The sequence below is a fragment of the Endozoicomonas sp. OPT23 genome (assembly GCF_009653635.1).
Taxonomy (GTDB): domain Bacteria; phylum Pseudomonadota; class Gammaproteobacteria; order Pseudomonadales; family Endozoicomonadaceae; genus Endozoicomonas_A.
On sequence record NZ_PPFD01000006.1, the window covers coordinates 261,071 to 280,427 of the forward strand.

20 protein-coding genes and 2 pseudogenes are annotated in these 19,357 nt (G+C 44.9%); 9 read left to right on the forward strand and 13 right to left on the reverse strand.

Features of this window, described 5'->3' with window-relative positions:
* Positions 1-176: 176 nt before the first annotated feature.
* The 9 genes and pseudogenes from EOPP23_RS15105 to EOPP23_RS15145 form a co-directional block, all read right to left on the reverse strand.
* A complete protein-coding gene (locus EOPP23_RS15105; protein ID WP_153766835.1) occupies positions 177-1,481 on the reverse strand; it encodes a lipopolysaccharide biosynthesis protein in 1,305 nt (434 codons plus the stop codon).
* A complete protein-coding gene (locus tag EOPP23_RS15110) occupies positions 1,478-2,284 on the reverse strand; it encodes a hypothetical protein (RefSeq protein WP_194842626.1) in 807 nt (268 codons plus the stop codon). The genes EOPP23_RS15105 and EOPP23_RS15110 overlap by 4 nt, the downstream gene beginning before the upstream one ends.
* A complete protein-coding gene (locus EOPP23_RS15115) occupies positions 2,281-3,375 on the reverse strand; it encodes a DegT/DnrJ/EryC1/StrS aminotransferase family protein (protein ID WP_228550738.1) in 1,095 nt (364 codons plus the stop codon). Before EOPP23_RS15115 ends, EOPP23_RS15110 begins: the two co-directional genes overlap by 4 nt.
* Complete coding sequence (locus EOPP23_RS15120; RefSeq protein ID WP_153766837.1) at positions 3,372-3,944, reverse strand: hypothetical protein; 573 nt, start codon at positions 3,942-3,944, stop codon at positions 3,372-3,374. The genes EOPP23_RS15115 and EOPP23_RS15120 overlap by 4 nt, the downstream gene beginning before the upstream one ends.
* On the reverse strand, positions 3,941-4,351 hold the full coding sequence (locus EOPP23_RS15125; protein ID WP_153767220.1) for a hypothetical protein: 411 nt from the start codon (positions 4,349-4,351) through the stop codon (positions 3,941-3,943). Before EOPP23_RS15125 ends, EOPP23_RS15120 begins: the two co-directional genes overlap by 4 nt.
* Positions 4,344-5,267, reverse strand: a complete 924-nt coding sequence (locus EOPP23_RS15130; RefSeq protein ID WP_153766838.1) for an NAD-dependent epimerase/dehydratase family protein — start codon at positions 5,265-5,267, stop codon at positions 4,344-4,346. Before EOPP23_RS15130 ends, EOPP23_RS15125 begins: the two co-directional genes overlap by 8 nt.
* Positions 5,264-6,307: a GDP-mannose 4,6-dehydratase gene (gmd, locus tag EOPP23_RS15135; protein ID WP_255471703.1), complete on the reverse strand. Its 1,044-nt coding sequence runs from the start codon at positions 6,305-6,307 to the stop codon at positions 5,264-5,266. The genes EOPP23_RS15130 and gmd overlap by 4 nt, the downstream gene beginning before the upstream one ends.
* 220 nt (positions 6,308-6,527) lie before the next feature.
* Positions 6,528-6,641, reverse strand: a pseudogene (locus EOPP23_RS15140) (IS200/IS605 family transposase); the annotation flags it as partial.
* A 10-nt stretch (positions 6,642-6,651) separates the two neighbouring features.
* On the reverse strand, positions 6,652-7,116 hold the full coding sequence (locus tag EOPP23_RS15145; protein WP_370514777.1) for an ISAs1 family transposase: 465 nt from the start codon (positions 7,114-7,116) through the stop codon (positions 6,652-6,654).
* Between the two features lie 56 nt (positions 7,117-7,172).
* Between EOPP23_RS15145 and EOPP23_RS15150 the strand changes: the two genes are divergently transcribed.
* On the forward strand, positions 7,173-8,213 hold the full coding sequence (locus EOPP23_RS15150; RefSeq protein WP_153766841.1) for an IS1595 family transposase: 1,041 nt from the start codon (positions 7,173-7,175) through the stop codon (positions 8,211-8,213).
* Between the two features lie 89 nt (positions 8,214-8,302).
* Here EOPP23_RS15150 and EOPP23_RS21545 read toward each other — a convergent pair.
* A pseudogene (locus EOPP23_RS21545) lies at positions 8,303-8,535 on the reverse strand (ISAs1 family transposase); the annotation flags it as partial.
* A 685-nt stretch (positions 8,536-9,220) separates the two neighbouring features.
* Between EOPP23_RS21545 and EOPP23_RS15160 the strand changes: the two are divergent.
* The 5 genes from EOPP23_RS15160 to EOPP23_RS15180 all read left to right on the forward strand — a co-directional run bounded on the left by EOPP23_RS15160 (position 9,221) and on the right by EOPP23_RS15180 (position 14,676).
* Complete coding sequence (locus EOPP23_RS15160; protein WP_228550739.1) at positions 9,221-9,769, forward strand: class I SAM-dependent methyltransferase; 549 nt, start codon at positions 9,221-9,223, stop codon at positions 9,767-9,769.
* Positions 9,770-9,887: 118 nt separating this feature from the next.
* Entirely contained in the window at positions 9,888-10,226 is a 339-nt protein-coding gene (locus EOPP23_RS15165) for a P-II family nitrogen regulator (RefSeq protein ID WP_153766844.1), read from the forward strand.
* Between the two features lie 87 nt (positions 10,227-10,313).
* Positions 10,314-11,609 (forward strand): ammonium transporter, encoded by a 1,296-nt coding sequence (locus EOPP23_RS15170; protein ID WP_153766845.1) that lies wholly within the window; start codon positions 10,314-10,316, stop codon positions 11,607-11,609.
* 135 nt (positions 11,610-11,744) lie between these two features.
* Positions 11,745-12,659 (forward strand): glycerophosphodiester phosphodiesterase family protein, encoded by a 915-nt coding sequence (locus EOPP23_RS15175; RefSeq protein WP_153766846.1) that lies wholly within the window; start codon positions 11,745-11,747, stop codon positions 12,657-12,659.
* A 94-nt stretch (positions 12,660-12,753) separates the two neighbouring features.
* Positions 12,754-14,676, forward strand: coding sequence for a hybrid sensor histidine kinase/response regulator (locus EOPP23_RS15180; RefSeq protein WP_153766847.1), 1,923 nt, complete (start codon positions 12,754-12,756; stop codon positions 14,674-14,676).
* Positions 14,677-14,689: 13 nt separating this feature from the next.
* Here the strand turns inward: EOPP23_RS15180 and EOPP23_RS15185 are convergent, their stop codons facing one another.
* The 3 genes from EOPP23_RS15185 to EOPP23_RS15195 all read right to left on the reverse strand — a co-directional run bounded on the left by EOPP23_RS15185 (position 14,690) and on the right by EOPP23_RS15195 (position 17,303).
* Positions 14,690-14,971, reverse strand: coding sequence for a 4a-hydroxytetrahydrobiopterin dehydratase (locus EOPP23_RS15185; protein WP_153766848.1), 282 nt, complete (start codon positions 14,969-14,971; stop codon positions 14,690-14,692).
* A 216-nt stretch (positions 14,972-15,187) separates the two neighbouring features.
* Complete coding sequence (locus tag EOPP23_RS15190; RefSeq protein WP_153766849.1) at positions 15,188-15,586, reverse strand: hypothetical protein; 399 nt, start codon at positions 15,584-15,586, stop codon at positions 15,188-15,190.
* Positions 15,587-15,842: 256 nt separating this feature from the next.
* Positions 15,843-17,303, reverse strand: a complete 1,461-nt coding sequence (locus EOPP23_RS15195) for an aminoacyl-histidine dipeptidase (protein WP_370514778.1) — start codon at positions 17,301-17,303, stop codon at positions 15,843-15,845.
* A gap of 144 nt (positions 17,304-17,447) precedes the next feature.
* On the opposite strand from EOPP23_RS15195, the gene aat reads away from it, so the two are divergent.
* The 3 genes from aat to infA all read left to right on the forward strand — a co-directional run bounded on the left by aat (position 17,448) and on the right by infA (position 19,324).
* Entirely contained in the window at positions 17,448-18,176 is a 729-nt protein-coding gene (gene aat, locus EOPP23_RS15200) for a leucyl/phenylalanyl-tRNA--protein transferase (RefSeq protein ID WP_153766850.1), read from the forward strand.
* The gene (locus tag EOPP23_RS15205; RefSeq protein WP_153766851.1) at positions 18,163-18,873 is read left to right on the forward strand and encodes an arginyltransferase; all 711 of its coding nucleotides are present in this window, start codon (positions 18,163-18,165) and stop codon (positions 18,871-18,873) included. Before aat ends, EOPP23_RS15205 begins: the two co-directional genes overlap by 14 nt.
* Before the next feature lie 232 nt (positions 18,874-19,105).
* Entirely contained in the window at positions 19,106-19,324 is a 219-nt protein-coding gene (infA, locus tag EOPP23_RS15210; RefSeq protein ID WP_034842760.1) for a translation initiation factor IF-1, read from the forward strand.
* The last annotated feature ends 33 nt before the right edge of the window (positions 19,325-19,357 follow it).

A 19,357-nucleotide genomic window follows, 5' to 3' on the forward strand; every position in this document is an offset into this window, starting at 1 on the left:
GATTTCGTAGCTCAGTTAATTGCCTCAATGTGATCCATCCATTTTTCTATACTGATTATGTATTAGACTATATCCCAATTTCTTTGGAGATATCTACTGACGCTTTATTCAGGCAAACAATAGGCAGTAGCGGTCCATCGCTTTGATAGCACAAAGAGGCACGGTAAGATATAAATTCACACATTTCTACTCTTAGAAGGATATTTTTTTGAAACAGAATAATACTTATAAAAAAAGCCAGCACACAAAATTGCACATAAAGTCATGTAGCTATACATAATGCCATTCAAATTTTGAAAGTGAATATACACAGGTATGGAAATGATATAACCGGTTATAGCAACAACATATACCGATAAGTTATCTCGTGCCCGCCCCATTGCTGTTAATGCATTTTCAAATACATTGCCGTATAGATATAAAAGACTTGCACCTGTCATTATCTTGGTCAGTGTTGCTGATTGTTTCGCAAAACTAGCGTTAACCCATAGGCTCAGGAGTTGCTCAGACCAAACAGCAAGTGGTAAATAAAATACCAGCGCAACCACTGATACTGTCACAATACCAGCCATGATAGGAGCCTTACTGTCAGTTTTTCTCGCAAACCGGTGAAGAACAACGGCAAACATTGCAGAATTTACAGCCTGAACAAGTAAATATGCCTTGGTATTTATGTCATATGCAATAGAGTAATATGCTACAGAATCGCTGCCATAAAGATGCTTAATCAACATCTTGTCGCCAATCGTGACCAGTATTGTAATTATGACAATAGTAAGAGAGGCTGAACCTAGGCGCGCTAGGCGCCAGAAGCGACTGGCTTGGCTCGGAGCAACCACATTTAGAGAAATACCTGCTGCCTTCGCCAGGTACCATCGATCAGCCATTGCTCGACAGTACGCCATAACCACCATTACAGGTCCAATCCACAGAATGCTTTTAGCCACAAATGCCGATATAACCAAGGCTAAAGCTTTGGCAATCTCAAAGAAAAACCTCGATAGATTAATTGGCTTAAGAATATTCTGGGACTGAAAGACCGCCGCAACCACCCCACTCATAGCAAGAGCTGGAAGGAGCAGTGCTATTGAGCCATATAAAACTTTCTCCGGAAACGACGGTGCAAGGGTTAAGGCAATTCCCCCTCCCACCACCGCAACTACAATAGCGAATACAAGATACAGTGAAAACAGTCCGTTAACTTTACGGGTATCAGGTGGATACCCTCGTGCAAACCGTCGCCCTAAACTTTGTATGAGTACGTATCCGAAACCGACATCAAGTACAGTACCTATCCCTAGCAACGAAAATCCAATCGCAGCAAGACCATACTGCTGATCTGATGCCAGTTTTATGAAAAACGGTACAGCAATAATGAATACTGCAATTGAAATCAGACGTGTTCCTGCAAAGTAGGCGATATTCCATATATGAATAGAATGTCGCCTTAATATCTTTCTCCAGTCAGAAAAAATCTTCATGCCCTGCGTAAACCGATCCAGCGATAGAAGCGCTGAACACGCCTGAGCGTTTCTTCTCGGTATTTTTCTGGAATCTGATGTAATACCCAGCTCTTGAACAAGCGATATTTAAGGAGCATATTTTCCCACTCAGTCATAATGCGCCTGTACTCGAAGTCAATGGCATATCCCTTTTTCTGCAGGATTCTAGCTGCAGGCAGTATCCAGACGCCCCTCTCAACACCATGGAGATATTTGAAAACATCATTTCCAGTGGTATAAAAACCATCCATTTTCCGAGAGCGTTCAGTGCCATTCACTTCAAACTGCCAGGCGCTTTCTCCATGCTTTAGAATGCTATTGAGTGCATCGATTTTCCATATAGTGGCAAACAATGAGACACGATAGGCTGCATTTGAGTTAAGAATGCCAATGTCTCGATTCAACCATTTCCCCGGCTTGGGGTTTGGACGTAACCGAAGAAAGTTCGTTTTCTGATCAAAAGCAAAATTGCACAACTCCTGCACTCGGCCTGTATCAACATCTTCGGATAGAAAGGCATCATCAATCCAAAAAAGGATATGTGAATGGTTTAACCCCTGAAGAGCACGAGCAACAGTAGTAGACCAATCGAGATCATCCCCGGCACAGAGGGTTGTAACACGATCATCATTATATGTTTGGTGATTAGCCACCAGATACAACGGAAATGGACAGTCAGGCCAATGTTTGAAAAACTCCTCAAACATCGGCTGCCACAGGTCGCTGTACTTATCGCAGGAGGCTACAACAATGGCCAGTGAAGATTCCTGAATCGTACTCATTTCAGGTAAAACTCTCTAATAGCAGTACAGATTCGATCAATTTCACCATCCGTAAGTTGTACGGCAGACGGTAACCATAATCCTTTTTGCCCGACTAACTCGGAGACTGGATGCTCACCAGCCACTTCATAAGCACGCTGTTTATTAATTGGCGGATACATCACTCTGGAACCAATCCCAGATTCCTTGAGGTGTGCAATAAGCAATTCGCGATCTTCGACCAGCGAATCAATAAACCATGGTGCGGTTCTTTCAATATCATGATTGAAAAGCTGAATACCTTTGACGCTGGCAAGTCTTTCAGAGTAGCGCTGCCAAATTTGTTTCTTGCGTTCAATTCGGGCAGGCAGTTTTTTCATCTGCTCAATGCCAATACACGCCTGAAGCTCAGTGAACTTGAAGTTATATCCCACGCTGTCGTGAATATCATTTCCACCACCGGAGCGTCCAAAGTCCTTAAGACGGCGTAATCTGTCAGCTACATCATCATCATCTGTGATTATTGCGCCTCCCTGTCCTGTGGAAATGATTTTCGGGGCAGAGAACGAGAAGCTACCGACCAAACCAGCACGACCTATATGCCTGCCATCAGGATAGAAGGAGCCTAATGATTGCGCCGAATCTTCAATCAGTATCAATCCTTTTTCCTGAGCCAATGCTTCAAATGCAGAAACGCCAGCTTCGGGATAACGGCCATTGGCAGAAACCAACATGATTGCTTTGGTTTTGCTAGTGATAGCGGACTTTACCTTCTCAATATCAAGACAAAGGGTTTCTGGCTCAACATCAACAAAGACGGGTACGGCGCCAAACATCTTTAAAGAGTTCGCTGTTGCAATCATGGTGAAGTTAGGAACAATAACCTCATCCCCAGCCTGAATCCCAACCGCCATTGCTGCCAGAGTCAGGCTGATGGTGCCGTTATTAACGACAATGCAGTTCTTTGCACCGGTAAATTCGGCTATCATCTGCTCGAATTGTTCGGTTCGCTTGAACTCTGTAATAAAGCCATCTTCATCCATGTAATCACAGACAGCTTTCTTTTCTTCCTCTCCAAAAAGAGGGCGCATCTGCATTATGAAATCATTCATGATTCAATCTCGATCTTATAAAACTGTGAAACCATTCTTTTTAACTTGTCAATTCCGCGCCTTCGTACCTGTTTACCTTGTGCATCTAAAAGAACATGCCAGGCCAACAACTTATCTTTTTTTCTTACAGTTAATGCTGCTGCGATAGCTAAACCTTGAGGAAGTCTACATCCTGGAAGAATAATGCTCGCGGCACCAACAAGCGCAAAAGATTCAAAATATACATCTTCTTGAATGACATTAAACTGAAACTCTTTAGGTATGGTGGGTAGGTCCAAGCCACACTTCATGTAGTTTGATGATCCAGCATAAACTTTGCATCCTGCAGACAAACCAGAAAAAGCTTCCATCGTTATCTTTGACATGCTTGCAGACAGAACACAACCAGCAGCAATGTGAACATAGTCACCTAGAATTATTTCACCTGACATATATGTGTAATCGTCAATAATAACATTATCGCCGATCCATACTTTTTCTGGATTTCTAATTCGAACTGTCTTTCCGATAATTACATTTTTGCCGCAGTGCTTTAGTTGAGACTTATCGAAAAATAAATTTTCGCTCACAGCCTTCTCCGATCTAAATCTGGACCAACATACGGCCCATTCTTGATCTCAAGCACCTGTGTTCCATCTTCGAGGATATCGTAGCCGTGCCCGCCTCGTAATAGAATAATAATGTCGCCTGCACTAACCTCAAGTTCTGCAACCTTCTGCTCTTGTGTATCAAAAACATTGGCACGAATCCGCCCCTGTCTTACAAACAGTACCTCCTGAGTCCAAAGAACTTCCCTTTTCACTTCATTGTGAATATGAGCTTTAAGTTCTTTGCCTTCACCGTAACCCCAAACCCCCACCTGAATAAACTCAGAATCCTGAGAAAAGAAGTTCAAGCCTTCAGACCATGCTGCGCTTGCCGGTATATGACGAGCCAATACCAGGTCATCTTCTTTGATTTCAACTACATCAGTCATCATTTAATCCGTTTTCGATATACCAGTCGATGGCTTCAGCCACACCTTGTTTAAAATCGCTGCTGGGTTGCCAGCCAAAATGCTGCAACCCTCGAGAACCATCTACCGTCTTATAAGGAGCACCATCAGGCTTGGAGGTATCAAGAACCAGTTCACCTTCGTAACCTGTCAACTCTTTGATAAGACTCGCCATCTCAAGAATGGAAATACCTTTGCCAATACCGATATTGATAGGGTTCAGTGAAGGCTCTACATCAATAGCTCTGACCATGGCTTCAGCACCGTCGTCTACATGCAGCCATTCACGGACAGGTGTACCACTCCCCCAAACAACCACCTGAGGTTGACGGGTTTGCTTCGCGCGAACAATCTTCATAATTAAAGCCCCGAGTGCGTGAGATCTTTCTTCTTCGAAATGATCTTCAGGGCCATACATATTTGACAGAATCAGGTTAATAACATCCAACCCATGCTGTTTCGCATAAGCCCACGACCCTACCCAGGACGCCTTACGCACAAAACCGTAAACCATTACCGATTCATGCAAAGGGCCATCCCAAAACTCGTCTTCCTTGAAGAAGCTTGCAGCTCCGGGATAAGCACAATTAGAGATCGGATTTACAATGCGATCCACCTTACTTTGTGATGCGGACTCCAGGAGGTTAAGAGTCATATGAAGGTTGTTATGATACAGTTCTGCAGGATGCTTATAGCCAAACTGAATCCCTCCAACATATGCTGCACAATTCAAAACGTATTGAGGATTTACTTTTTGAAAGAAATCGATTGTTGCTTGCCGATCTCTTAGGTCAAGTCCTTGGCTCAGAGAAGTACCAATGTAATCAAGTCCTTTTGCATCAAGCAGGCGACAGACTCGCTTGCCAAGAAACCCCGAACAACCTGTAACAACTATCATTGATCGCTCCAGCCATAGGTATCGTGCTTTAGATCGTACTGAACCATTAACTCTACTAATTGTTTAATACTAGTTTTCGGCTCCCAACCTAGTTTTTCACGAGCCTTACTAGGGTCACCCCACAACAAATCGACTTCAGCAGGCCGGAAGTATTTTTCATCTACTTCAACTAAGACTTTTCCACTTTTTACATCGATCCCTTTCTCGTTAACGCCGCTGCCCTCCCACTTGATCTCAATATTTACAGCTTCAAACGTCCATTCTACAAACTGTCTTACTGTGTAAGTTTCGCCTGATGCAATGACATAGTCGTCCGGTTTATCTTGTTGCAACATCAGCCACATGCACTCTACATAGTCTTTTGCGTAACCCCAGTCCCTTTTTGCATCCAAATTACCCAACGTAAGAATTTCTTGACGTCCCTGAGAGATTTTTGCCACTCCTTTCGTGATTTTCTTAGTTACAAAAGTTTCGCCACGTCGAGGAGACTCATGGTTAAACAAGATGCCATTACAAGCATATAGACCATAAGATTCACGGTAATTAACCGTAACCCAGTATGCATAAAGCTTGGCCGCACCATATGGGGACTTTGGATAGAATGGTGTTTTCTCAGATTGAGGGGCTGTTTCAGGAAGCCCCCCAAAAAGCTCTGAGGTCGATGCTTGATAAAAACGTGGGTTCTGACCAAGATCCTTAATTGCATCTAACAAACGGATGGTACCCACAGCATCAACTTCAGCAGTATATTCTGGCACCTCAAAAGAGACACCTACATGAGACTGTGCACCCAAATTGTAGACTTCATCAGGCTGAATCTTAGCTAGTAAAGTGTGAAGATTGCTAGAATCAGATAGATCACCATGGTAAGTTTTGAACTTCGGATGCGCCATAATATGGTCAATCCGTTGAGTTGTGAAAACAGAACTTCTTCTTACAATGGCATGAACCTCATAACCTTTTTCCAGCAGAAATTCAGCTAGATAAGAACCATCTTGACCTGTCACACCTGTTAAAAATGCTTTTTTCAATTTTCCCATACCTGTGTTGAAACAACCTAGTGCGTGAATGCACTAATCTACTAGTAGTGAAAAGCAAACGAATTCATATAATCATAGCTATTCTGACAACCCAAACGAGCTGTAGTAGCTTCATCAAATATGAGCGAAAATTCTGTTTCTACTCAACAATCACCGGCTTAAGCCGGTGGGTTAGTATTACGGACTAAAAGTCCGGATACGCGTCAAAGACGCGTTGACGTTAACCTTCAGTTCTGAAGTTATCGTCAACCTTCGGTTCGAAATGATGATCCAAATACTCTTTGATCATATTTTCTGTAAGCTCTCCCGAGGTAACGCAAAAGCACCCTCTTGCCACGGCAAGATCATGAAAGCCCTTGCCCTGCGAGGACTTCAGAAAGATAGCGAGCACTCATCGCCGCTGTCTTCTGTTTCCTTTTAAGCCCAGCCTTAAATGTTGTCGTGTTGTTTAACAGGTTCACTGCAACATGCCTGAAAACTGCAAGTACTTCTGCACCATCTTCTCTGCGTATACAACAATCACCTTCTCGCATAGCTACATCAAACTTCCAGTGAAACTTGTTTTCTATGTGCCAGTGCTCACGACTGGCCTTACCTAATTGCTCTGCTGTTAATTCCGCTGAGCTAATGTAGTAGCGAATGCAGACATCACCCAAACCCAGAACTTCACCTTTAGTCTCTCTTGATGAAAGAGCAGTTCCGAGCGTTTTCAGACCGTGACAATCAAATGAAAAATTGGCGAGCTCATCGAAGATGTCACTCACAAAATACATGCGTGACTCAGTACGTACATGACCGGCTGTGTTCACGTAAATAGTTGAATGAGCTACACTCCCTATGTCTTCTAGTATTTCTGGGGGTTGTTATGCAGTCAGAGCTATTCCAGAACTTTATCGATTCCATTCCATCATTAAACAACGAACAGTGGGGTATTCTTGATAAAACGCTACTCAATGCTCGTATTCCCATTGATGATTCAGAGGAAAAGCCTGATTTCGCTCCTGTAGACAGCAAACCCTCTTCCAATAACCAGCGCTCGACGCCTGATCTTGCAACAAGCATATTAACCCACTTTGCAGAACAACCTGTTTGCCCTGAATGTAAAAGCCACAGCATTTATCGCTGGGGGGTTCAAAGTGGTCGGCAACGCTACCGCTGTAAATCATGCAAGAAAACATTTAATGCATTCAGTGCAACGCCTCTGGCAAGACTTAGGTATCCAGAAAAATGGAATAATTATCTTACCGGCATGACTTATTCCATGACTCTTCGTGCTGCTGCCAATGAATACAATATTGATTTGAAAACCTCCTTCCGATGGCGTCACCGCTTCCTGGAAGTTATCAATAACGATCAGGCTGAGAAGCTTTCGGGCATCACTGAGCTTGACGAAACTTTTTTCCGTGAATCCTTTAAAGGGCAGAGAGAAGGTCTGCCAAGACCCTCTCGCAAACGCGGTAATGATCAGAACAAAACCAGAAAAGTCCCGGTAATGGTGGCTCGTGACCGTAATCGGCACACTGTTGATGGTGTTTTAGAAAACGAGAGTGCAAATGAGTTGTGTCGTCATTTGAACGGCTGCATATCAATTGAAGCAACGGTCTGTGCTGATGCCCATCTTGCCCACGAAAAGCTTGCAGAGAAGCTTGGGTTTGAGTTTAAGGAATTGGTGACCTCAGCGGGTCAACATGTTCTTGAAGGCATTTATCATATTCAACATGTTAACTCTTATCATAGTGACTTAAAACGCTGGATCGGAGGTGTATTTCGTGGGGTAGCAACCCGTTACCTCCCGCATTATCTGGCTTGGAAGCGAGATCTATCAGGTGCAGTAAAGTTAAATACTGAACGATTCGTTAGCAGAATTGCAGAGCATTGGGGCTTTCAACTATCTGCGGGAACTTAGCCTACATGACCCGTTTATCGAGTCATGTTACTATCACCTTTCCATTGGTTGAGTTTATCTTTTGAAAAGTGCTTTTCAAAAGCAGCTTCAAGCCTCCCCTGGTTGCCTTTTACCACTAACAGGTAGTCTGCTTCTTTATTCACAATCGCTTGAGCAACTTCTCTCTGAGACCCCATAGCATCAAGGTTACAAGACATCCTTTGATTTCCAGAAGCTTTGGTAATTCCGGAATAGCCGTAATTTCATCCGACTTTTCTTCTGTCTTGAACTGCCCTAAAACTACATTATTTGCCGCTGAAAAAGCGCTGATCATATGGATTGCTCCGCGCTTATTATTCTTGTTTTCTGTTGATGGCAAAAACAGAAAGCACGCTACCGCCCACCAAGATTTATCGCTAATTCAGGAACAGCGAACCAGTTGCATAAATACCAACTGATAATAGGCTTTTGATGAATAAAACAGGATTTAGAGCCATTTTAGAGGCTGGATATTATACGCATTTCATACAAAACATAAAAGAAAGTGCTAACCACTAAGCCAAAACCTTTTGCACACAAACAACTTCCCCAGTAAGGCACTCTGAATATTAACGTAAGCGCCACGCTTTTTAGGGTCAAGCTTATTAAGCACTACACCCGTAATCTGTACACGTGCTTTAGGCAAACACCCTACAGCATCCTGAATCACACCTATCTGACCTTGACCAGCTTCAACCACAAAGGCTCGCCTCTATCTCTTTCAGTTTGTCGGAGATCTCACTCACTCTTCTCCGCATCCAGTAGGTAGCACTCAGTGTTTAAGCAAGCTTTAACCAACCCCTCTGATAATCAACCTTTTCATTCATACAAAATAAATGGAGAATCAACTTATTCACCTATTCCTTCACTGAACTCTTCATATAGCACTCATGACCCAAGACCTATCCTGCCCTCTCTGCCAATCGATACAGAACGCCCGCTTTCACCATGACCACAAACGCCCATACCTCCAATGCCAAACATGCCAATTGGTTTTCGTACCACCACATGAATACATCTCCACAACTGAAGAACATCATGAATACCTCCTCCACGAGAACAATCCTGATGATGGAGGCTACCGCCGATTCCTTTCCAGACTAACCCAACCTCTAACCTCCAACCTAAAACCCGCCAGCAAAGGCCTAGATTTCGGCTGCGGACCCGGACCCACTCTTCACCTGATAATGTCTGACCACGGCCACACGATGCACCTTTACGATATTTTCTTTCATAAAGACAAATCGGTATTAAATGAAAAATATGATTTCATAACAGCAACCGAGGTAGTCGAACACATCCATCACCCATCAGATGTCATTTCTCAGTTATGGAGCTTACTCAATATCGGAGGCTATCTGGCCATTATGACCAAGCTGGTTATCGACCAGGAAGCATTCAGCCGCTGGCATTATAAAAATGACCCAACACACGTTTGCTTTTACTCTATCGAGACCTTCAACTGGCTAGCCAAAGAACTGAACGCTGAAATTGAGTTCATAGATCGCGATGTGATTTTTCTGCGTAAAGCAGAATGATTTATGACCATAGTCTACTTGAGTTTATTTTTTTCGACGAAAATCACGTAGAATACCTCGTCAGACCATTAACGGATTACAGAAGCACCTAAAAGTGTTCAGACCGCAGGAGAAGAATATGAAAATGATCACTGCCATCATCAAGCCATTCAAACTCGATGATGTTCGCCACGCGCTGGGCGAAGTGGGTATAGAAGGCATGACAGTGACTGAAGTAAAAGGCTTTGGTCGTCAGAAGGGGCATACTGAACTCTATCGCGGTGCCGAGTACGTTGTTGACTTCCTCCCAAAGGTGAAGCTTGAACTTGCTGTTTCCGATGATCAGGTTGACCAGGCTATCGAAGCCATCATTAATGCCGCCAACACGGGCAAAATTGGTGACGGTAAGGTCTTTGTCAGCGCGCTAGAACAAGTGGTAAGAATCAGAACCGGCGAAACAGGCACAGAAGCCATCTAGACCAGCACATCATAACGAGAAGGTAATCGCTAAATTACCCTACAAACATAAGCAAATAAAAACATAATTATTAGAACGAATATAACAATGAAGACTGTAGCTCCATTCCTGGTATTGGCGTCCTTGATGCCTACAGTTGCTTTCGCAGACACACTGAATCAGGCCAATACGGCCTGGATTCTCACTGCTACAGCACTGGTTCTCTTTATGACCCTGCCCGGCCTCTCGCTTTTCTACGCCGGACTGGTTCGATCGAAAAACGTTCTCTCTGTTCTCATGCAATGCTTTGCCATTGCCTGCATGGCATCCATTCTCTGGCTGATTATTGGCTACACACTTGCATTCGGCTCTGGCTCCGAACTACCTGCACTCATTGGTGGACTCGATCAGGTCATGTTTGCCAATATGACAGCCGACAGCCTGTCTGGCGATCTGCCTGAAAGTGTCTTCGCCATGTTTCAGATGACCTTTGCCATCATCACACCCGCACTGATAGTGGGCGCATTTGCAGAACGGGCAAAATTCAGTGCCATCATGGTGTTCACTGCAGCATGGATCATTCTGGTTTATGCACCCGTGACGCACTGGGTTTGGGCTGAAGGCGGCTGGCTGTACGAGATGGGACTGATGGATTTCGCAGGCGGAACCGTTGTCCACATTACAGCAGGTGTTGCAGCTCTTGTTGCTGCCATGGTGATCGGAAACCGTAAAGGCTACCCGACTCAACCCATGACACCTCACAACCTGACCATGACAGTCACCGGTGCAGGTATGCTATGGGTAGGCTGGTTCGGCTTTAACGCAGGCTCCGCGCTATCCGCTAACGGTGATGCAGGCTTTGCCATGCTGGTCACACACATTTCTGCCGCGGCAGGCGCACTTGCCTGGGCAGGCATTGAATGGGTTAAGTTTGGCAAACCTTCTGTACTTGGCATTGTTACCGGCATGGTAGCCGGTCTTGGCACTATCACACCCGCATCAGGCTTTGTTGGTCCGGGCGGCGCTCTGATCATTGGTGTAACGGCCGGCTTTGTCTGCTTTGGCATGACTCAGTGGATCAAACGTGGTCTGAAGATTGATGATTCACTCGATGTGTTTCCGGTGCACGGCGTAGGCGGTATTCTCGGTACGTTTCTTGCTGGTATTTTTGCTTCCAACGAGCTCGGCGTATTCAGCGGCAAAGGTTATGCGGAAGGCGTCACCATGGGTGATCAAGTGATCGTCCAGCTAATCGGTATTGCCTCCACGTTTATCTATACAGCCATTGTCAGCTATATATTACTGAAAATTGTCGATACTCTACTCGGGCTTCGTGTCAGCAATGATGAGGAGACTGAAGGTCTCGATATTATCGAGCACGAAGAGAGAGGTTACGACCTATAAAACAATACTGGCTCGGAACTCTTGTTTCGAGCCATAACATTGTGAGATGCAGTTCTCGTTTTCTATCATTAGCCCCCCTCCCCCTCTCATTTATGATTAGGATAAACCCAATCATAAATAACAAAACAATAAAGCATGAATGGATTCTTCAAGCCTAAAGCTGTGCCGCTGGTACTTGGCCACAGAGGCTGCCCAAAGCTTTACCAGGAAAACACTTTAGCCGGGTTCAGAGCAGCCTGCACTCAGGGGGCTGCAGGGATAGAACTGGATGTTTTTAAAACAGCCGATGACCGGATAGTCGTATTTCACGACGATGACATCAAGCGCCTTACCGGACAACCCGGTAACATCAGCGAACTCACCTGGGATGAGATTTCAAAATTAAGCATCAAGAAGAGCATTGACCGCGGCGATGGCACTCTGATCCACTACCAGCATGAACAACCCATCCCTCTTCTTGAAGAAGTCATTGACGAACTACCTTCAGACTTTCTTATCAATATCGAAATGAAAGCCTATTCACCCAACTGGTTCAAACGAAGTACGGGGAAACTGGTTGCCGATATTATTAAAAAGACACAATCACAAAATCAAGTTGTCGTTACTTCTTTTGACTTTTTCATGCTTAACGCACTCGAAAATCAGTGCCCGGAGATTCATTCAGGCTTCGCTTACGACGACAGCATGCTGGGAGGACTGGCAAAGTGGATTAATCAGTTACCCATACCAGAATTAAAAGAACCAACACCTCAAGATTTAAGCAACAGTCATTGGCTGTTAAATTTTCTACTTGAGCTCAACAGTGTTGGCGAATTTGTGCACTCAACGGTAGCTGATGCCGAGCACAATCTGATTGACGATGATACTGCAAGCAAATACCACGACAACAATATGCTTTTGGGTGCCTATACTCTATTCCCTGAAGATACACGTTACCAGGCATCTTCCAAGATTGATCATGAGCATGAAGCTCTAAGACTTAAATCTGCAGGTGTCGACTGGATTGAGACAGATGACCCTGGAAGACTACTGGAAATTCTTAATAGCTGAAGCAATAATGCAACACATTAATGCAGCACGTAACGGACTTAATTGTCAGGAATGATCAGCCAGCAGAGCTGACAGGAATGTACCAGGCAAGGATATGAAAAAAATTATTACAGGGAAGTTGCTTGTCACCTATCTGGCGGGCCTTGCATTACTGCTCACCTCAGTATGCAGCCAGGCATTACAGAGCACTATTATTCAAACATCCCCAACGATGCCTTTCACCGCTCTGAATCCCTTTTTGGAGATTTTTCGAACACCCGATAAAAAGCTCGATGTTCAAACACTGGCTGACAATCCACTCGTTAAATTCGAAAAGGTCGATTCCAGCAATCTCAACCTTGCCTACAGCGATGACCGTATATGGCTGAGATTTACTGCCCACAACCCTGATGATTCAGATCTTGAACTGTTTGTGGAATCAGCCTTTACACGACTCGATTATGTCAACCTTCATTATCTAAACAGTAATAATGAGTGGGTTATCCTGTCTGGCGGCGACCGCCGCCCATATAGCGAACGCCCACTGGACAGCCAGAGACTACTGTTTCCGATAAAATTACCTGCAAACTCTACCAATACTTTTTATATAGACATTCACAGCACCAGCTCTCTACACATTCCTCTTTTTATTACCAGCTCTCAGGCCATGCTGGAAACATCCGAACAACGCTACAAATTGGACGGGCTGTTTTACGGCATCAGCCTGATGGTGATTCTCACTTCGTTATTCGTCAGTATTTTAGTAAAGAAAAAACTGTTCTATTACTATTTCCTATCCGTTCTCGCCATGACCCTTTCGATAATGGCACTTGATGGCAGCGGTTACGCCTTCTGGCCAAATGCCATCAAATTTCAGGAAATATCCATTGTCATATTTCAGTGCCTGAACAGTATATTTACAACACTGTTCGCCAGAAAATACCTTGATCTCAAGCGAGCTTTTCCCAAAGCAGATCTCATCAACCGTTTCTTTATTGGCTATTGCCTGATAGCTCTGATTGCATCCCCTTTCCTGCCCTATGTGATCGCCTCTTTCAGCATTATTATTGCCGAATCTCTGGCCATTCTCTGGATCTGCGGGCAAGCAACCGTCAGAGCCTTCCAACGCTACAAACCGGCCTATATTTTTCTTACCGCCTGGATGTTTTCATTTACCATCATCGCTTTTGTTGCTGCGGCCAATCTGGGCATCTCACACAACTACAGCAATTCAACGTACGCACTGAAAATCGCTTTCGCCTTTCAATTTGTCATTATGCTTGCGGGCCTGGGTTACCAGATACACTTATTCAGAGTGAATAAGGAAGCTGCAGAGAGAGCTGCCATTGTTGCCAGAACAGAAAATAATGCCAAGAACGAACTACTAGCCAAGGTAAGCCATGAAATACGAACACCGTTGAACGGCATTCTCGGCATTGTTGAACTGCTATCCCAGTCCAATCTCAACAAAACCCAGCTAGAGCAGGTCAAAACCATACAGTTTTCAGGGAAGTCATTGCTTCAGATTCTGAATGATATTCTCGATCACACCCGGCTCGATTCAGGGAATTTAAAGCTCCACTCCATTGATTTCAGTCCGGAGAAGACTGCAACAAAGGTAGTCGACATATTCACACCACTGGCTCAACAAAAGAATATCGAGTTCATCTATTTCTTTGACCCCAAACTGCCCGAATCCATTTCGGGCGACCCCGCTCGTCTAAGGCAAATTCTGACTAATCTGTTAAGTAATGCCATCAAATTCACCCAATCAGGCACCGTACAACTCAGAGTTAAACCGGATCCTGATTTATCATCCCGACACATCCTCTTTGAGATAGAAGACTCAGGCCCTGGAATCTCTGAAGAATTAAGAGAGACTCTTTTTGATCGCTTCACCCAGGGTGAACACCTGCACGCTACAGGATCAGGCCTCGGTCTTAATATATCCAGACAGCTGGCAGCATTAATGAATGGCGAAATCGGTTATAAAAACACCCAAAATGGCACTCTGTTCTGGTTAGCACTGCCTTACTAGAATCTCACTGAACTTAAACGACAACCTTCTTCTGAAACAGAGCGAACAATTGATCGGTTTCCCTCGACAGAAATCGATCAATATCTTGAACACCGACCCCTTGCTCAGACTCATGCGTCCCCCAGGCTACCGTGACACAACCCCACTCAATAACTATCCGTGGATGATGAATATAGGTTTCTGCAATCCCTGCTACAGCGTTTAAAAAACAGAGAGCCCTGGAGTATTTTTTGAACGAAAAGGATTTTTCAATATGCTCCACGCCATCGTAGACGCGAGTTTGCCAGTCACTCATAAGACAAGCTCCAATCAAGCAGCACCTGGAAGTAGTACTTGCAAAGTTGTTATTGGAAGTAGTCCTTGAGCATAGCGTTTTTTGAAAATAAAAGGGAAGGATTGATACAGCAGAGATAGAAATAGAACACCGGTCAGGCAAGGCTATACAGTCAGATAAACACTATGCTGCACAGCCGGCTGCCTTCCATACCGGCAAGAAAACACGTTCAGAAAATTACTTTTCTTCTTCGCTTTTGTTTTCTTCTTTTTCAGCCTGAAGCTGTTCAAGCTCCTGCTTACTGGTATTCAGCTGTTGGGTCAGCTGCTTTTGCTTGGTTTTCAACGTACCGTTCTCTGTAGTCAGAGTACGATTCTGCTCTTGAAGACGCTTAACCTGCTTCTTCATACGATCAGGGTTACTGGCTCGCAGAGTTTTCAGCTCATTCTCGTCATTTTTGATTTGCTTACCGAACTTCTCAGCTTTTGACTCAGCAGCTTCCAGACGGGATTTTAGCTGAGTAACTTCCTTGGTGTGCTGCTCAGTAATCTCAAGAAGAGCTTGCAGGCGCTGTTGTTCAATGATTTCCAGTTCTTCATCTTTAAAGAAACGGCCTCCCGCGCTCAGGGTACCCATAGAATCATTTACCTCCAGAAAGGATTTTAGATTGGAATAGAAACAGACTCACACCAGCACACAGGTTCCGTATGTGATTTGAGGATATGTGATAAAGAGATGAATTGTTCTTCATTCAAGGCTGGTGAAAGCAGATTGACTGTAGACGGAGCCGAAGTCTATTACACTTCGGCTAACCAGAAAAGCAGAATCTACAACTTTTTGCAGTTTTTTCTGATTTCACGAATAAAACCCGCTCACCTGCAGAAGCTTAACTTTAGGAATGCGCCTCAGGAATGCGTTTCAGGGTTTCCAGCAGGTACTTCCAGAAGTTTGCGACAGCGGAAATGGATACCTTTTCGTCCGGCGAATGCGGAAACTGAATGGTCGGACCAAAAGAGATCATATCCCACTCAGGGTATGCGCTACCCAGCAGGCCGCACTCAAGGCCGGCATGAATCACAGTAATCTCGGGCGCTCTGTCGAACATCTCTTCATGCAGAGAAGACATTACCTTGAGAATGTCGGAATCGGTATTTGGCTTCCAGCCCGGATAGGCACCATCTTTAACGACTTCTACACCCGCCAGACGATACAGTGAGGCAATAGCTTCAGCGTGATCTTCACGGGCACTGTCTACCAGGCTTCGCACCATGTTTTCAGCACTGAACTGACCGCTCTTGATGGTTACGATAGCCAGATTGTTTGAAGTTTCTACAACCCCTTCAACACTCAGACTCATGCGCTGCACGCCATTAGGCGAAACATGAAGAATATCCAGCAGCTTTTGCTGATCTGCCAGAGCCATCACCTTCGCAGGCAGCTCTTCTGATTCAACATTAATAGTCAGGCTAGGTTCAACTTCTGCCAGCTCATTGCGAAACTGCTCCAGATGCTCTGAAATCATTCGCTCGGCGGTGACCGCCTGATCAGCAGGCACAGCGATTACAGCAAAAGCTTCACGGGGGATAGCGTTACGCAAAGTACCGCCAGAAAAACTGGCCAGACGTACATTAATCGCAGCCATAGCCTTCAGCAATCGAACCATCAGCTTATTGGCGTTACCACGCTGAAGCTTGATATCAACACCGGAATGACCGCCTTTCAGCCCTTTCAGGGAGATAGACAGCCCTTGATAGCCAACAGGAGCAGCTTCTTCTGTGTAGCTCGACTTAACAGACACATCGACACCACCGGCACAGCCTACGCAGAGTTCACCCTCTTCTTCAGAGTCCATGTTCAGCAGAATCTGACCATTCAGAAGACCCGGTTTCAAGCCATGCGCACCGGTCATTCCGCTCTCTTCATCAATGGTGAACAGCGCCTCAACAGGACCGTGAGAAATATCGGTCGATTCCAGTACTGCCATAGCGGCGGCAACACCAATACCATTATCGGCGCCTAGTGTCGTACCCTCTGCAGTAACCCACTCACCATCAACATAGGCTTTGATAGGATCTTTGGTAAAATCATGGTTCGTGTCAGTATTTTTCTGAGGTACCATATCCAGGTGACTCTGAAAAACAACACCGCGACGATTTTCCATGCCGGCAGTCGCGGGTTTACGAATAATAACGTTACCCACTTCATCAACCAGTGTTTCGAGGCCTAGCTTTTCGCCAAACTCTTTTACGAAATCCGCAGCCTGCTGTTCAAACTTTGAAGGCCTTGGAATATCACAAAGACTTTGAAAGTGCTGCCAGAGAGGCTGAGGAGAAAGTTTGCTGAGTTGAGACACGACTGAGTCCTGTGATGTAAGTTGGTTTTTGAACTTAGTCGTAGATTGAACAAACTAATATAAGTGCTTACACGAATTTATCGACGATTTACACTAGACAGATCAGACATTCATTCAATACACAGTCATCAGCAGCCATAACTCATGCGGAAAACCATTCACATTCTCGACCAGCACAACATTCAGTTCCCACCAGTGACTGATGCCCTGGAAAAACCTGACGGCTTGCTGGCCATGGGTGGCAACCTGACCATAGATACGCTTTTAGAGGCTTACCAGAGAGGTATTTTCCCCTGGTACAATGAAGGCGAACCTCTGCTTTGGTGGAGCCCGGACCCCAGAATGGTGATCGCACCGAATGAGGTCTATATCTCCAGTTCCATGAAACGATTACTGAAAAAGAAAACCTATAAAGTCACCTTCGATTCAGCCTTCAGAGACGTCATTGACGCCTGCTCCGAACCGAGAAGCGGGCAAGCCGGCACCTGGATCACCGAAGAAATGAAGCAGGCCTACTGCCAGCTTCATAAAGCAGGTTACGCACATTCTGTCGAAGTATGGAAGCAGGACCAGTTAGTCGGCGGTCTTTACGGTGTCGCTATTGATCAAGTGTTTTTTGGCGAATCCATGTTCAGTCGCGCCTCAAACACATCCAAACTGGCAATGATTCATCTTTGCGGAGAACTCGTAAACAGAGAATACCAATTAATTGATTGCCAGGTCCCCAGCAGCCATCTTGAAAGTCTTGGCGCCAAGCTAATGCACAGAGAGACTTTTATAAAACATCTGAACGACTATTGCCGTCATCCTGTATCCGATGCACACTGGAAAGTAACATGGCAATGGACGGCCCGCCCCGATGAGTGCCCTTAAAGAACTGAAATTTTTTGCGACACAACCCCATGACTGCAGCTACCTGGAAGATAAGCAGGCAACCACGCTCTTTCTTGACCCTGACAAAGAGCTGGCTCCCGACCTGTATCGCCATCTGGCTGATATAGGCTTCAGGCGCAGCGGTAAGCACGTCTATCGCCCTCATTGCCAAAATTGTAATGCCTGTATCCCTGCCCGTGTCTCAGTTAACTTTTTTGAACCCAAACGCAATCATCGAAAAATCCTCAATCGCAATCAGGATATTACGGTTACACGACACAAGGCCGAGTACGATGAGGAAAGCTATGAGCTGTATAAACACTACATTTGCTCTCAACACAGTGACGGCGATATGTACCCACCCTCGATCAGTCAGTTCAAATCCTTTCTGGTTGAATGCCCGGAATTCTGCTCTTTTTATAAGTTTCGACTCGACGGCAAACTGATCGCTGTTGCAGTCACCGATCAGTTAAGCAACAGCCTTTCTGCCATCTATACCTTTTATGACACGACTTTGAAGAAAAACAGAAGCCTTGGCTCATTCTGCATACTCTGGCAGATTGAGGAAACACAAAGAATGGAACTAAAGTACCTGCATTTGGGTTACTGGATAAAGGAATGTCAGAAAATGAGCTATAAAATCCAGTACCGACCACTGGAGGTCTATGTCAATAATCACTGGGTTACTCTAAAATAGAGCCAGCAGTTGCCATACAGGTATTTCACAATCTCGATTTTTCTTCTAGTCAGCAGCAGTGTTTATCATGAATGCTTTTTAGAAAAGCTTTTCAGAAGTGATGTTCTGGAGCACTTATCAGGGAGTGATAGCTGCCCACCTTGCTTTAACACTCTTTGCTTTAGCAAGGATTTTCAGGCAGAATGCCTGCCAGTTTTATTCACCTAACGATCTACTCTGAGGTTTGCTTTTAATGGCAAAAGAAGAAAGTCTTGAAATGGAAGGTGTCGTAATCGACACACTGCCTAACACCATGTTCCGTGTTGAGCTGGAAAACGGCCACGTCGTGACCGCTCATATTTCCGGCAAGATGCGCAAGAACTACATCCGTATTCTGACTGGCGACAAGGTTAAGGTAGAACTGACTCCTTACGATCTGACCAAGGGTCGCATCACCTACCGCTCCCGCTAAACAGGGGCGTTAGCCCCTGCTCTCCAAAGACGT

Excerpts from the sequence above, each read along its gene's own strand:
- EOPP23_RS15110 (WP_194842626.1), bottom strand. The coding sequence starts at position 2,284 with ATGAGTACGATTCAGGAATCTTCACTGGCCATTGTTGTAGCCTCCTGC.
- EOPP23_RS15105 (WP_153766835.1), bottom strand. The coding sequence starts at position 1,481 with ATGAAGATTTTTTCTGACTGGAGAAAGATATTAAGGCGACATTCTATT.
- EOPP23_RS15185 (WP_153766848.1), bottom strand. The coding sequence starts at position 14,971 with ATGAGTGACTGGCAAACTCGCGTCTACGATGGCGTGGAGCATATTGAA.
- EOPP23_RS15170 (WP_153766845.1), top strand. The coding sequence starts at position 10,314 with ATGAAGACTGTAGCTCCATTCCTGGTATTGGCGTCCTTGATGCCTACA.
- EOPP23_RS15165 (WP_153766844.1), top strand. The coding sequence starts at position 9,888 with ATGAAAATGATCACTGCCATCATCAAGCCATTCAAACTCGATGATGTT.
- EOPP23_RS15190 (WP_153766849.1), bottom strand. The coding sequence starts at position 15,586 with ATGGGTACCCTGAGCGCGGGAGGCCGTTTCTTTAAAGATGAAGAACTG.
- EOPP23_RS15130 (WP_153766838.1), bottom strand. The coding sequence starts at position 5,267 with ATGATAGTTGTTACAGGTTGTTCGGGGTTTCTTGGCAAGCGAGTCTGT.
- EOPP23_RS15180 (WP_153766847.1), top strand. The coding sequence starts at position 12,754 with ATGAAAAAAATTATTACAGGGAAGTTGCTTGTCACCTATCTGGCGGGC.
- EOPP23_RS15205 (WP_153766851.1), top strand. The coding sequence starts at position 18,163 with ATGAGTGCCCTTAAAGAACTGAAATTTTTTGCGACACAACCCCATGAC.
- EOPP23_RS15115 (WP_228550738.1), bottom strand. The coding sequence starts at position 3,375 with ATGAATGATTTCATAATGCAGATGCGCCCTCTTTTTGGAGAGGAAGAA.
- infA (WP_034842760.1), top strand. The coding sequence starts at position 19,106 with ATGGCAAAAGAAGAAAGTCTTGAAATGGAAGGTGTCGTAATCGACACA.
- EOPP23_RS15150 (WP_153766841.1), top strand. The coding sequence starts at position 7,173 with ATGCAGTCAGAGCTATTCCAGAACTTTATCGATTCCATTCCATCATTA.
- EOPP23_RS15175 (WP_153766846.1), top strand. The coding sequence starts at position 11,745 with ATGAATGGATTCTTCAAGCCTAAAGCTGTGCCGCTGGTACTTGGCCAC.
- aat (WP_153766850.1), top strand. The coding sequence starts at position 17,448 with ATGCGGAAAACCATTCACATTCTCGACCAGCACAACATTCAGTTCCCA.
- EOPP23_RS15125 (WP_153767220.1), bottom strand. The coding sequence starts at position 4,351 with ATGACTGATGTAGTTGAAATCAAAGAAGATGACCTGGTATTGGCTCGT.
- gmd (WP_255471703.1), bottom strand. The coding sequence starts at position 6,307 with ATGGGAAAATTGAAAAAAGCATTTTTAACAGGTGTGACAGGTCAAGAT.